At 59.1% G+C, this 14069-nt stretch carries 10 protein-coding genes and 4 tRNA genes; 13 read left to right on the plus strand and 1 reads right to left on the minus strand.

Features of this window, described 5'->3' with window-relative positions; all coding sequences use genetic code 11:
• The first annotated feature begins 78 nt into the window (after nt 1-78).
• From B0G74_RS21115 to rplL, 11 genes are all read left to right on the plus strand, one after another.
• Nucleotides 79-164 (plus strand) — tRNA-Tyr (locus tag B0G74_RS21115).
• Nucleotides 165-205: 41 nt separating this feature from the next.
• A tRNA-Gly gene (locus B0G74_RS21120) sits at nt 206-279 on the plus strand.
• A 16-nt stretch (nt 280-295) separates the two neighbouring features.
• Nucleotides 296-370 (plus strand) — tRNA-Thr (locus B0G74_RS21125).
• A gap of 63 nt (nt 371-433) precedes the next feature.
• Nucleotides 434-1624 (plus strand): elongation factor Tu, encoded by a 1191-nt coding sequence (gene tuf / locus B0G74_RS21130; RefSeq protein WP_012434572.1) that lies wholly within the window; start codon nt 434-436, stop codon nt 1622-1624.
• Nucleotides 1625-1689: 65 nt separating this feature from the next.
• Nucleotides 1690-1765: transfer RNA gene (locus B0G74_RS21135), tRNA-Trp, on the plus strand.
• Between the two features lie 36 nt (nt 1766-1801).
• Nucleotides 1802-2182, plus strand: a complete 381-nt coding sequence (gene secE / locus B0G74_RS21140) for a preprotein translocase subunit SecE (protein ID WP_132376690.1) — start codon at nt 1802-1804, stop codon at nt 2180-2182.
• A gap of 1 nt (nt 2183) precedes the next feature.
• The gene (gene nusG, locus B0G74_RS21145; RefSeq protein ID WP_007180147.1) at nt 2184-2741 is read left to right on the plus strand and encodes a transcription termination/antitermination protein NusG; all 558 of its coding nucleotides are present in this window, start codon (nt 2184-2186) and stop codon (nt 2739-2741) included.
• A gap of 165 nt (nt 2742-2906) precedes the next feature.
• Nucleotides 2907-3338, plus strand: coding sequence for a 50S ribosomal protein L11 (gene rplK, locus B0G74_RS21150; RefSeq protein WP_007180146.1), 432 nt, complete (start codon nt 2907-2909; stop codon nt 3336-3338).
• A complete protein-coding gene (gene rplA, locus B0G74_RS21155) occupies nt 3339-4037 on the plus strand; it encodes a 50S ribosomal protein L1 (RefSeq protein ID WP_132376691.1) in 699 nt (232 codons plus the stop codon).
• 302 nt (nt 4038-4339) lie between these two features.
• Nucleotides 4340-4843 (plus strand): 50S ribosomal protein L10, encoded by a 504-nt coding sequence (gene rplJ, locus B0G74_RS21160; RefSeq protein WP_007180144.1) that lies wholly within the window; start codon nt 4340-4342, stop codon nt 4841-4843.
• A gap of 63 nt (nt 4844-4906) precedes the next feature.
• Nucleotides 4907-5281, plus strand: a complete 375-nt coding sequence (gene rplL, locus B0G74_RS21165) for a 50S ribosomal protein L7/L12 (RefSeq protein ID WP_011490060.1) — start codon at nt 4907-4909, stop codon at nt 5279-5281.
• Between the two features lie 3 nt (nt 5282-5284).
• On the opposite strand, the gene B0G74_RS21170 is transcribed toward rplL, so the two are convergent.
• Nucleotides 5285-5527, minus strand: a complete 243-nt coding sequence (locus tag B0G74_RS21170) for a hypothetical protein (protein WP_132376692.1) — start codon at nt 5525-5527, stop codon at nt 5285-5287.
• A 124-nt stretch (nt 5528-5651) separates the two neighbouring features.
• Here B0G74_RS21170 and rpoB point away from each other — a divergent pair, with 124 nt between their 5' ends.
• Entirely contained in the window at nt 5652-9758 is a 4107-nt protein-coding gene (gene rpoB, locus B0G74_RS21175) for a DNA-directed RNA polymerase subunit beta (RefSeq protein WP_132376693.1), read from the plus strand.
• 21 nt (nt 9759-9779) lie between these two features.
• Nucleotides 9780-14018 carry a DNA-directed RNA polymerase subunit beta' gene (rpoC, locus tag B0G74_RS21180; protein ID WP_132376694.1) on the plus strand — a complete coding sequence of 1413 codons (4239 nt, stop codon included), beginning with the start codon at nt 9780-9782 and terminating at the stop codon, nt 14016-14018.
• The last annotated feature ends 51 nt before the right edge of the window (nt 14019-14069 follow it).

Here is a 14069-nt window from a genome sequence, read left to right on the forward strand (position 1 = left end):
GTGAGAGCATTGGGTTTGGAGCAGTCAAGCAAGCCTTGACAACAAGCGGTTGTTCCCCCATAATCATCAGTTCTCTGCGGAGGGGTGCCCGAGTGGCTAAAGGGGGCAGACTGTAAATCTGTTGGCTTACGCCTACGTTGGTTCGAATCCAACCTCCTCCACCAGAATGCAAGTTGTAGCAGTTGTTGGGAATCCATGAATCCTTGCGGGTGTAGCTCAATGGTAGAGCAGAAGCCTTCCAAGCTTACGACGAGGGTTCGATTCCCTTCACCCGCTCCAGTAACACAGACGTAGCGCCCATGTGGCTCAGTGGTAGAGCACTCCCTTGGTAAGGGAGAGGTCGGCAGTTCGATCCTGCCCATGGGCACCAGAAGTACTCGGTGATTGTTTGCGCCCGGCGCAACGTACGGAAAAATCCTCTTAGGAGTCGAAAATGGCCAAGGGTAAGTTTGAGCGGACCAAGCCGCACGTGAACGTCGGCACGATCGGTCACGTTGACCACGGCAAGACCACGCTGACGGCAGCGATCACGACGGTTCTGACGCAGAAGTTTGGTGGCGAGGCGAAGGCATACGACCAGATCGACGCGGCGCCGGAAGAAAAGGCACGTGGTATCACGATCAACACGGCACACGTCGAGTACGAAACGGCTAACCGCCACTACGCACACGTCGACTGCCCGGGCCACGCTGACTATGTGAAGAACATGATCACGGGCGCAGCGCAGATGGACGGCGCGATCCTGGTGTGCTCGGCCGCAGACGGCCCGATGCCGCAAACGCGTGAGCACATCCTGCTGGCGCGTCAGGTTGGCGTGCCGTACATCATCGTGTTCCTGAACAAGTGCGACATGGTGGACGACGCTGAGCTGCTGGAACTGGTCGAGATGGAAGTTCGCGAACTTCTGTCGAAGTACGACTTCCCGGGCGACGACACGCCGATCATCAAGGGTTCGGCCAAGCTGGCGCTGGAAGGCGACAAGGGCGAGCTGGGCGAAGTGGCGATCATGAATCTGGCCGACGCGCTGGACACGTACATCCCGACGCCGGAGCGCGCAGTTGACGGTGCGTTCCTGATGCCGGTGGAAGACGTGTTCTCGATCTCGGGTCGCGGCACGGTGGTGACGGGTCGCGTTGAGCGCGGCGTCGTGAAGGTCGGCGAGGAAATCGAAATTGTCGGTATCAAGCCGACGGTGAAGACGACCTGCACGGGCGTGGAAATGTTCCGCAAGCTGCTGGACCAGGGTCAGGCGGGCGACAACGTGGGTATCCTGCTGCGCGGCACGAAGCGTGAAGACGTGGAGCGTGGCCAGGTGCTGGCGAAGCCGGGTTCGATCAACCCGCATACGCACTTCACGGCTGAAGTGTATGTGCTGAGCAAGGACGAAGGTGGCCGTCACACGCCGTTCTTCAACAACTATCGTCCGCAGTTCTACTTCCGTACGACGGACGTGACGGGCTCGATCGAGTTGCCGAAGGACAAGGAAATGGTCATGCCGGGCGACAACGTGTCGATCACGGTGAAGCTGATCAACCCGATCGCGATGGAAGAAGGTCTGCGTTTCGCAATCCGCGAAGGCGGCCGTACGGTCGGCGCAGGTGTGGTTGCCAAGATTCTCGAGTAACGCCAGATAGTTCTCGTTGATCGGTAGTTTCGGGGTTGGCGGTGTCGTCAACCCCAAATGGGTTTAGGGGTATAGCTCAACTGGCAGAGCGTCGGTCTCCAAAACCGAAGGTTGGGGGTTCGATTCCCTCTGCCCCTGCCAACTCTCGCGCCGTATGTGGCGCTTCGTTAAGGTGTTATGGCGAATCCTTCCGTCGAAACTGTAAATACATCCGGCGACAAGCTGATGCTCGTCGGGGGCGTATTGTTGGTCTTGGCCGGGTTCGTGGGGTTCTTCTGGCTTAGCGGCCAGGAATGGTACGTCCGCGGAGCCGCCTTGGCTGTTGGTGCGATCGCGGGTGTTGCAGTCGGTCTTCTCTCCGCGCCTGGCAAGGGTTTCATCGCTTTCGCCAAAGATTCGTATAAGGAAGTTCGCAAGGTTGTTTGGCCGACTCGCAAAGAGGCTACCCAGACAACGCTCGTAGTGTTCGGCTTCGTGTTCGTCATGGCGATCTTTCTTTGGATTAGTGATAAATCCATCGAATGGGCGATTTTCTCGGTGATTCTGGGTTGGAAATGATATGAGCGATACTCCGGCATCCCCGAGCGGCAAACGTTGGTACGTCGTGCACGCCTACTCCGGCATGGAGAAGAGCGTGCAACGAGCGCTTCAGGAGCGCATCGAACGTGCTGGCATGCAAGACCAGTTCGGTCAAATCCTCGTTCCGACTGAAGAAGTGGTCGAGGTGAAGGGCGGTCACAAATCGGTGACCGAGCGTCGTTTCTTCCCGGGCTATGTGCTCGTGGAGATGGAAATGACTGACGAGACGTGGCACCTCGTGAAAAATACGGCAAAGGTGACGGGTTTCGTTGGTGGTGCGCGTAATCGTCCGAGTCCGATTTCCCCACGGGAGGTCGAGAAGATCATGTCGCAAATGCAGGAAGGCGTGGAAAAGCCGCGTCCGAAGACCCTGTTCGAAGTCGGCGAGATGGTGCGGGTGAAGGACGGTCCGTTCACGGATTTCAACGGCAGCGTCGAAGAAGTGAACTACGAAAAGTCGCGCGTCCGTGTTTCCGTTACGATTTTCGGCCGCGCAACGCCGGTCGAGCTGGAATTCGGCCAGGTCGAAAAGCTGTAATCCAAAATTCTACGGAGCGCACCAGTCGGTGCGTTTCGTATTTCGCGCTTACGGTCCGCGTAATGGCCGTTGAGGAGCGTAAGTACCCAGATTTTCGGCGAACGCGCGCTACTACTCACTGAACTCCCGCATGTGCCCATGCGGTGTTCCAAAGAGGTTTTCAACATGGCAAAGAAAATCATCGGCTTTATCAAGCTGCAGATTCCTGCAGGTAAAGCCAATCCGTCGCCGCCGGTTGGTCCGGCACTGGGTCAACGCGGCCTGAACATCATGGAGTTCTGCAAGGCGTTCAACGCGCAGACTCAAGCGCTGGAACCGGGTCTGCCGATTCCGGTCGTGATCACCGCGTTTGCGGACAAGAGCTTCACGTTTGTTCTGAAGACGCCGCCGGCTACGGTTCTGATCAAGAAGGCAGCGAAGATCGACAAGGGTTCGAGCAAGCCGCATACCGACAAGGTCGGCAAGATCACCCGCGCTCAAGCTGAAGACATCGCCAAGACCAAGATGCCCGATCTGACGGCAGCTGATCTGGACGCAGCGGTTCGTACGATCGCTGGTAGCGCCCGCTCGATGGGCATCACCGTGGAGGGCGTGTAAATGGCTAAGCTTTCAAAGCGTCTGCAAGCATTTGCAGCCAAGGTTGATCGTCAAAAGCTGTACGCGATCGACGAAGCTCTGTCGCTCGTGAAGGAATGCGCAAGCGCGAAGTTCGACGAGTCGATCGACGTTGCAGTGCAACTCGGCATCGACGCGAAGAAGTCGGACCAAGTGGTTCGTGGCTCGGTCGTTCTGCCGGCAGGTACCGGTAAGTCGGTTCGCGTCGCCGTATTCGCACAAGGCGAAAAGGCTGAACAGGCCCGTGCAGCCGGCGCGGAAGTCGTCGGTATGGAAGACCTGGCTGAACAAGTCAAGGCTGGCAAGCTGGACTTCGACATCGTGATCGCTTCGCCGGATACGATGCGCGTTGTCGGTACGCTCGGTCAGATCCTCGGCCCGCGCGGCTTGATGCCGAACCCGAAGGTCGGTACGGTTACGCCGGACGTCGCGACCGCGGTCAAGAACGCCAAGGCTGGTCAGGTGCAATTCCGTGTCGACAAAGCCGGTATCATCCACGCCACCATTGGCCGTGCTTCGTTCGAGCCGACGGCTCTGCGTAGCAACCTGAACGCTCTCGTCGACGCGCTGCAAAAAGCGAAGCCGGCAACGAGCAAGGGTATCTACCTGCGCAAGGTTGCGCTGTCGAGCACGATGGGTGTCGGCGTTCGCGTCGACCAGGCATCGCTGGCAGCACAGTAAGAAAATTCATCGCCTCGGCGAAAGTCGGGGCGGTTTTATGGGCTTTGGGCGGTTGTGAAATGGCAGTTTGCATGGCACAGCCGGTTGTCAAAGACCGTTGGCGGGCACGCAGCAGGTGGGCGAGTCCTTAATGCAAAGCCAACGCAGATGGCGAACCCGAAAAGGTTTTGTAGTGATGAAGCCGGTCGATCTCCGCAGCAACGCGGGTGTCGGGCGGTCGAAATACTCCTGACTGGTCGGACGCCGTTATTGAACGCGGTACACAAGGCGCACGCCGCGTGTATCGAATCTGGAGGTTAACCGTGCCACTCAACAAAGAAAGCAAGCAGGCCGTCGTCGCTGAGGTTGCCGCGCAAGTCGCGAAAGCCCAGACCGTGGTTCTGGCTGAGTATCGTGGAATCGCGGTTGGCGATCTGACCAAGCTGCGCGCGAAAGCGCGTGAGCAACAGGTTTACCTTCGCGTGTTGAAAAACACGTTGGCGCGTCGCGCTGTCGAAGGTACCCCGTTTGCTCCGCTGGCAGAGCAGATGACTGGTCCCCTGATCTACGGCATCTCGGAAGATGCAATTGCTGCTGCTAAGGTCGTCAACGACTTCGGCAAAACCAATGACAAGTTGATCATCAAGGCTGGTTCCTACGAAGGCAAGGTGATGGACAAGGCTGGCGTGCAAGCGCTGGCAAACATCCCGAGCCGCGAAGAACTGCTCTCCAAGCTGTTGTACGTTATGCAGGCACCTGTTTCCGGCTTTGCGCGCGCTCTGGCCGCGCTGGCAGAAAAGAAACAAGGCGAAGAAACCGCTGCGTAATGCACTTCAGTCGAGCGTGATTGATCGCTGGCTGTATCCGAATTCAATTTAGGAGTATTTCAAATGGCAATCGCAAAAGAAGACATCCTCGAGGCAGTAAGCTCGATGTCGGTTCTGGAACTGAACGAGCTGGTCAAGGCGTTCGAAGAAAAGTTTGGCGTGTCGGCAGCTGCTGTTGCAGTGGCAGGCCCGGCAGGCGGCGGCGCTGCTGCTGCTGCTGAAGAGCAAACCGAATTCACGGTCAACCTGACGGAAGTCGGCGCGAACAAGGTTTCGGTCATTAAGGCTGTTCGTGAACTGACGGGTCTTGGCCTGAAGGAAGCGAAGGACCTGGTCGACGGCGCACCGAAGCCTGTTAAGGAATCGGTACCTAAGGCTGCTGCTGAAGAAGCCAAGAAGAAGCTGGAAGAAGCCGGCGCGAAGGCTGAAATCAAGTAAGTTTCAGCGCGCTGTGCGAAGGCTGGCGGTTTTCCACCGCCGGCCTTTTTGTGCTTTGTGGGGACTACGTTTTTGCCAGCTAATTTCGGCAAGAACAGACGCCCCAGAAGCCAAAGAAAACCGCCTTTCGGCAACATTGACCGGCGTTTCTCTTTGTCTTCTGAAGCGACTGCAGAAGGCAAGTTTGGTCGGGTAGCGGGCAACATAGGCATCCGCTGCCGTCAGCCAGCGGTTGGTAGCGGCCAACCACCAAGCTTCTAGGCTCGTTCAAGCCATCGGACGGCCATCGGGTCTCAGTCGGTGAACACTCGGGTTGTCTCATCAAGGTATCCTGCCTCGACAACAATGCCCGCCGTGATTCGGAGATCGTATGCAATATTCCTTCACCGAGAAGAAGCGTATTCGCAAGAGTTTTGCGAAGCGCCCCATCGTTCACCAAGTACCTTTCCTGCTGGCTACCCAGCTTGAATCATTCAGCACGTTTCTGCAAGCAGACACGTCGTCCACGCAACGCAAGCCGGAAGGCCTGCAAGCTGCGTTTACCTCCGTTTTTCCGATTGTTTCGCATAACGGGTTCGCTCGTCTAGAGTTCGTCAGCTACATGCTGTCGCCGCCGGCATTCAACATCAAGGAATGTCAGCAGCGCGGTTTGACGTACTGCTCGGCCCTGCGCGCGAAAGTGCGTCTGGTGCTGCTCGACAAGGAATCGCCGAGCAAGCCGGTCGTCAAGGAAGTGAAGGAACAGGAAGTGTACATGGGCGAAATTCCGCTCATGACGCCGACAGGTTCGTTCGTCATCAACGGCACGGAACGTGTGATCGTTTCGCAGCTGCACCGTTCGCCGGGCGTGTTCTTCGAACACGACAAGGGCAAGACGCACAGCTCGGGCAAGCTCCTGTTCTCGGCACGTATCATTCCTTACCGCGGCTCGTGGCTCGATTTCGAGTTCGACCCGAAGGACGTGCTGTACTTCCGCGTCGACCGTCGCCGCAAGATGCCGGTCACGATCCTGCTGAAGGCAATCGGCCTCACGCCGGAACAGATCCTCGCAAACTTCTTCGTGTTCGACAATTTCACGCTGATGCCGGAAGGCGCACAGATGGAATTCGTGCCGGAGCGTCTGCGTGGCGAAGTCGCGCGTTTCGACATCACGGACCGTGATGGCAACGTGATCGTCCAGAAGGACAAGCGGATCAACGCGAAGCACATTCGCGACCTCGACAACGCCAAGACCAAGTTCATCTCGGTCCCGGAAGACTATCTGCTCGGCCGCGTGCTGGCGAAGAACGTCGTCGACGGCGACACCGGTGAAGTCATCGCCAACGCGAATGACGAAATCACGGAAACCGTCCTCGAGAAGCTGCGCGAGTCGAAGATCAAAGATATCCAGACGCTCTACACGAACGATCTGGATCAAGGTCCGTACATCTCGTCGACGCTGCGTATCGACGAAACCGCGGACAAGATGGCCGCGCGCATCGCGATCTACCGCATGATGCGTCCGGGTGAACCGCCGACCGAAGAAGCGGTCGAGGCGCTGTTCAACCGTCTGTTCTACAGCGAAGACGCGTACGACCTTTCGAAGGTGGGTCGTATGAAGTTCAATCGCCGTGTCGGCCGCGACGAAATCGTCGGCCCGATGACGCTGCAAGACGACGACATCCTCGCCACGATCAAGATCCTGGTCGAGCTGCGTAACGGCAAGGGCGAAGTGGACGACATCGACCACTTGGGCAATCGTCGTGTGCGATGCGTCGGCGAACTGGCGGAAAACCAGTTCCGCGCAGGTCTCGTGCGTGTCGAACGTGCTGTGAAGGAACGCCTCGGCCAGGCCGAAAGCGAAAACCTGATGCCGCACGACCTGATCAACTCGAAGCCGATTTCGTCGGCGATTCGCGAGTTCTTCGGTTCGTCGCAGCTGTCGCAGTTCATGGACCAAACGAACCCGCTGTCGGAAATCACCCACAAGCGCCGTGTTTCGGCTCTTGGCCCGGGCGGTTTGACGCGTGAGCGCGCAGGCTTTGAAGTCCGCGACGTGCACCCGACGCACTACGGTCGCGTGTGCCCGATTGAAACGCCGGAAGGTCCGAACATCGGCCTGATCAACTCGCTCGCTCTGTATGCGCACCTGAACGAATACGGCTTCCTCGAAACGCCGTATCGCAAGGTCGTGGACAGCAAGGTGACCGATCAGATCGACTACCTGTCGGCGATCGAAGAAGGCCGTTACGTGATCGCTCAGGCGAACGCGGCGGTTGCTGCTGACGGCTCGCTGACCGACGAACTGGTGTCGTCGCGTGAAGCAGGCGAAACGCTGATGGTCACGCCGGACCGCATCCAGTACATGGACGTGGCGCCGTCGCAGATCGTCTCGGTGGCAGCATCGCTGATTCCGTTCCTCGAGCACGATGACGCGAACCGCGCATTGATGGGTTCGAACATGCAGCGTCAGGCTGTGCCGTGTCTGCGTCCTGAAAAGGCCGTGGTCGGTACGGGTATCGAGCGCACGGTGGCAGTCGACTCGGGTACGACGGTTCAGGCATTCCGCGGCGGTGTGGTCGATTACGTCGACGCAGGCCGTATGGTGATCCGCGTGAACGACGATGAAGCCGTTGCTGGCGACGTCGGCGTGGACATCTACAACCTGATCAAGTACACGCGTTCGAACCAGAACACGAACATCAACCAGCGCCCGATCGTGAAGGTCGGCGACATCGTGTCGCGTGGCGACGTGCTGGCTGATGGTGCATCGACCGACCTCGGCGAACTGGCTCTCGGCCAGAACATGCTGGTCGCGTTCATGCCGTGGAACGGCTACAACTTCGAAGACTCGATTTTGATCTCGGAGAAGGTGGTTGCTGACGACCGTTACACGTCGATCCACATCGAAGAACTGAACGTCGTTGCTCGCGATACGAAGCTCGGACCGGAAGAAATCACGCGCGACATCTCGAACCTGGCTGAAGTGCAACTCGGCCGTCTCGACGAGTCGGGCATCGTCTACATCGGCGCTGAAGTCGAAGCAGGCGACGTGCTGGTCGGCAAGGTCACGCCTAAGGGCGAAACCCAGCTGACGCCGGAAGAAAAGCTGCTGCGCGCGATCTTCGGCGAGAAGGCTTCGGACGTGAAAGACACGTCGCTGCGCGTGCCGTCGGGCATGAGCGGCACGGTGATCGACGTTCAAGTGTTCACGCGTGAAGGCATTCAGCGCGACAAGCGTGCGCAACAGATCATCGACGATGAACTGAAGCGCTATCGCCTCGACCTGAACGACCAGCTGCGTATCGTGGAAGGCGACGCGTTCCAGCGTCTCGCACGTATGCTGACCGGCAAGGTCGCGAACGGCGGTCCGAAGAAGCTCGCGAAGGGCACGAAGATCGAACAGGCTTACCTGGAAGATCTGGATCACTACCACTGGTTCGACATCCGCCTCGCGGACGAAGAAGCAGCGGCCCAGCTCGAAGCTATCAAGGACTCGATCGAACAGAAGCGTCACCAGTTCGATCTGGCGTTCGAAGAAAAACGCAAGAAGCTCACGCAAGGCGACGAACTGCCGCCGGGCGTGTTGAAGATGGTCAAGGTTTACCTGGCAGTCAAGCGCCGCCTGCAGCCTGGCGACAAGATGGCGGGCCGTCACGGTAACAAGGGTGTGGTGTCCAAGATCGTTCCGATCGAAGACATGCCGTACATGGCCGACGGCCGTCCGGCTGACGTCGTTCTGAACCCGCTCGGCGTGCCGTCGCGGATGAACGTGGGTCAGGTTCTCGAAGTGCATCTGGGTTGGGCCGCGAAGGGTCTCGGCTGGCGTATCGGCGAAATGCTGCAGCGTCAGGCGAAGATCGAAGAACTGCGCGAATTCCTGACCAAGATCTACAACGAGTCGGGCCGCGCTGAAGAGCTGGACAGCTTCACGGACGACGAAATCGTCGAACTGGCGAAGAACCTGCGCGAAGGCGTGCCGTTTGCCACGCCGGTGTTCGACGGTGCGACGGAAGAAGAAATGTCGCGCGCGCTGGATCTGGCATTCCCGGACGACATCGCGAAGAACCTCGGCATGACGCCGTCGAAGAATCAGGTGCGTCTGTACGACGGCCGCACGGGCGAAATGTTCGAACGTACGGTGACGGTCGGCTACATGCACTACCTGAAGCTGCACCACTTGGTCGACGACAAGATGCACGCACGTTCCACGGGCCCGTACTCGCTCGTGACGCAGCAGCCGTTGGGCGGTAAGGCGCAGTTCGGTGGCCAGCGTTTCGGTGAAATGGAAGTGTGGGCGCTCGAAGCGTACGGCGCATCGTACGTGCTGCAGGAAATGCTGACGGTGAAGTCGGACGACGTGACAGGCCGGACCAAGGTTTATGAAAACCTGGTCAAGGGCGATCACGTGATCGACGCCGGCATGCCGGAATCCTTCAACGTGTTGGTGAAGGAAATCCGCTCGCTCGGTATCGATATCGACCTCGACCGCAACTAATCGGACTACGGAGAGAAAGCAATGAAAGCTCTGCTCGATCTATTCAAGCAAGTCCAACAGCCTGAAGTTTTTGACGCGATCAAGATCGGTCTGGCTTCGCCGGACAAGATTCGTTCGTGGTCGTTCGGTGAAGTGAAGAAGCCGGAAACCATCAACTACCGGACGTTTAAGCCGGAACGCGATGGTTTGTTCTGCGCGAAGATCTTCGGGCCGATCAAAGACTACGAATGCCTGTGCGGCAAGTACAAGCGCCTGAAGCATCGTGGCGTGATCTGCGAGAAGTGCGGCGTCGAAGTGACGCTGGCGAAAGTGCGTCGCGAACGCATGGGCCACATCGAACTGGCCTCGCCGGTTGCGCACATCTGGTTCCTGAAGTCGCTGCCGTCGCGTCTGGGCATGGTGCTCGACATGACGCTGCGCGACATCGAACGCGTGCTGTACTTCGAAGCATACGTGGTGATCGATCCGGGCATGACGCCGCTGAAAGCGCGGCAGATCATGACCGAAGAGGATTACTACAACAAGGTCGAAGAGTATGGTGACGAATTCCGTGCCGAGATGGGCGCGGAAGGCGTGCGCGAACTGCTGCGCGCGATCAACATCGACGAACAGGTCGAGATGCTGCGCACCGAACTCAAGAACACGGGTTCGGAAGCGAAGATCAAGAAGTACGCGAAGCGCCTGAAGGTGCTCGAGGCTTTCCAGCGTTCGGGCATCAAGCCTGACTGGATGGTGCTCGAAGTGCTGCCGGTGCTGCCGCCGGAACTGCGTCCGCTGGTGCCGCTGGACGGCGGCCGTTTCGCGACGTCGGACCTGAACGACCTGTATCGCCGCGTGATCAACCGTAACAACCGGTTGAAGCGTCTGCTCGAATTGAAGGCGCCTGAAATCATCGTCCGCAACGAAAAGCGGATGCTGCAGGAAGCCGTCGATTCGCTGCTCGACAACGGTCGTCGCGGTAAGGCCATGACCGGCGCGAACAAGCGTCCGCTGAAGTCGCTCGCTGACATGATCAAGGGTAAGGGCGGTCGTTTCCGTCAGAACTTGCTCGGTAAGCGCGTTGACTACTCGGGCCGTTCAGTGATCGTGGTCGGCCCGACGCTCAAGCTGCATCAGTGCGGTCTGCCGAAGCTGATGGCGCTCGAACTGTTCAAGCCGTTCATCTTCAACAAGCTGGAAGTGATGGGTGTCGCTACCACCATCAAGGCTGCGAAGAAGGAAGTCGAGAACCAGACGCCGGTGGTGTGGGACATCCTGGAAGAGGTGATCCGCGAACATCCGGTCATGCTGAACCGTGCGCCGACGCTGCACCGTCTTGGCATTCAGGCTTTCGAGCCGGTGCTGATCGAAGGTAAGGCAATCCAGCTGCACCCGCTCGTTTGCGCGGCGTTCAACGCCGACTTCGACGGTGACCAGATGGCTGTTCACGTGCCGCTGTCGCTGGAAGCGCAGATGGAAGCGCGCACGCTGATGCTGGCGTCGAACAACGTCCTGTTCCCGGCCAACGGCGATCCGTCGATCGTGCCGTCGCAGGATATCGTGCTCGGTTTGTACTACGCGACTCGTGAAGCAGTGAACGGCAAGGGCGAAGGCCTGACGTTCACGGGCGTCTCGGAAGCGCTGCGTGCTTACGAGAACAAGGAAGTCGAGCTCGCCTCGCGCGTCAACGTGCGGATCACCGAAATGGTCCATAACGAAGACAAGTCGGAAGGTGCGCCGGCGTTCGTGCCGAAGATCACGCTGTACCCGACCACCGTCGGCCGCGCAATCCTGTCGGAAATTCTTCCGCCGGGCCTGCCGTTCTCGGTGCTCAACAAGCCGCTGAAGAAGAAGGAAATCTCGCGCCTCATCAACACCGCATTCCGCAAGTGCGGTCTGCGTGAAACGGTGATTTTCGCCGACCAGTTGATGCAGTCGGGTTTCCGTCTGGCAACGCGCGCTGGTATCTCGATCTGCGTCGACGACATGCTCGTGCCGCCGCAGAAGGAAACCATCGTCGGCGACGCCGCAAAGAAGGTGAAGGAATACGACCGTCAGTACATGTCGGGCCTCGTCACGTCGCAAGAGCGCTACAACAACGTGGTCGACATCTGGTCGGCAACGTCGGAAGCGGTCGGCAAGGCGATGATGGAGCAGCTGTCGACGGAACCGGTCACGGATCGCGACGGCAACGAAACGCGTCAGGAATCGTTCAACTCGATTTACATGATGGCGGACTCGGGTGCTCGTGGTTCCGCGGTTCAGATTCGTCAGCTGGCCGGTATGCGTGGCCTGATGGCGAAGCCGGACGGCTCGATCATCGAGACGCCGATTACGGCGAACTTCCGTGAAGGCCTGAACGTGTTGCAGTACTTCATCTCGACCCACGGCGCACGTAAGGGTCTGGCTGATACGGCACTGAAGACGGCAAACTCGGGTTACCTGACGCGTCGTCTCGTCGACGTGACGCAAGACCTGGTGGTGGTCGAGGACGATTGCGGTACGTCCAACGGCGTCGCCATGAAGGCGTTGGTCGAAGGCGGTGAAGTCGTCGAAGCGCTGCGTGACCGTATTTTGGGTCGCGTGACGGTGGCTGACGTCGTCAATCCGGAATCGCAGGAAACGCTGTACGAAACGGGCACGTTGCTCGACGAAGACGCGGTCGAAGAAATCGAACGCCTCGGCATCGACGAAGTGCGCGTGCGTACGCCGCTGACTTGCGAAACGCGTTACGGTCTGTGCGCAGCCTGCTACGGCCGCGACCTGGGCCGCGGCTCGTCGGTCAACGTTGGTGAAGCAGTCGGCGTGATCGCTGCGCAGTCGATCGGTGAACCGGGCACGCAGCTCACGATGCGTACGTTCCACATCGGTGGCGCGGCATCGCGTGCGGCAGTGGCTTCGTCGGTTGAAGCCAAGTCGAACGGCACGGTGCGTTTCACGGCAACGATGCGTTACGTCACCAACGCGAAGGGCGAGCAGATCGTCATCTCGCGTTCGGGCGAAGCGATGATCACTGACGACCACGGTCGCGAGCGCGAACGTCACAAGGTGCCGTACGGCGCGACGCTGTTGCAACTGGACGGCGCGCAGATCAAGGCCGGCACGCAGCTGGCGACGTGGGATCCGATGACGCGTCCGATCATCACCGAGTACGGTGGTACGGTGAAGTTCGAAAACGTCGAAGAAGGCGTGACGGTTGCCAAGCAGATCGACGACGTGACGGGTCTGTCCACGCTGGTCGTGATCGACGTGAAGCGTCGTGGCTCGCAAGCGTCGAAGACGGTGCGTCCGCAGGTCAAGCTGCTCGATGCGAACGGCGAAGAAGTCAAGATCCCGAACACCGAGCACTCGGTGCAGATCGGCTTCCAGGTCGGCGCTCTGATCACCGTGAAGGACGGTCAGCAAGTGCAGGTCGGTGAAGTGCTCGCACGTATCCCGACTGAATCGCAGAAGACGCGTGACATTACCGGCGGTCTGCCGCGTGTGGCGGAACTGTTCGAAGCACGTTCGCCGAAGGACGCAGGTATCCTGGCGGAAGTCACGGGTACGACGTCGTTCGGTAAGGACACGAAGGGCAAGCAGCGTCTCGTTATCACGGACCTCGAGGGTAACCAGCACGAGTTCCTGATCGCGAAGGAAAAGCAGGTTCTGGTGCACGATGGTCAAGTCGTCAACAAGGGCGAAATGATCGTCGACGGGCCGGCGGATCCGCACGACATTCTGCGTTTGCAGGGCGTCGAAGCGCTGTCGCGTTACATCGTGGACGAAGTGCAGGACGTGTACCGTCTGCAAGGCGTGAAGATCAACGACAAGCACATTGAAGTGATTGTTCGTCAGATGCTGCGCCGCGTGCAGATTACGGACAACGGCGATACGCGTTTCATCCCGGGCGAACAGGTCGAGCGGTCGGATATGCTCGACGAGAACGACCGTATGATCGCGGAAGACAAGCGTCCGGCAACGTACGAAAACGTCTTGCTCGGTATCACGAAGGCCTCGTTGTCGACCGATTCGTTCATCTCGGCGGCGTCGTTCCAGGAAACGACCCGCGTGCTGACCGAAGCGGCGATCATGGGCAAGCGCGACGACCTGCGTGGTCTGAAGGAAAACGTGATCGTCGGCCGTCTGATTCCGGCCGGTACGGGTCTCGCGTTCCACAAGGCACGCAAGAGCAAGGAACTGTCCGACCGCGAGCGTTTCGATCAGATCGCAGCGGAAGAGTCGTTCGAATTCGGTACGCCGGAAACCCCGGCCGCCGAACAGCAGCACTCAGGCGAGTAAGTCCTGGCGGCGCAAGCCGCTTGGGGCTGACCAGCCAGCGAAGCCGCTCAG

Source organism: Paraburkholderia sp. BL9I2N2 (assembly GCF_004339745.1).
Lineage (GTDB): Bacteria > Pseudomonadota > Gammaproteobacteria > Burkholderiales > Burkholderiaceae > Paraburkholderia.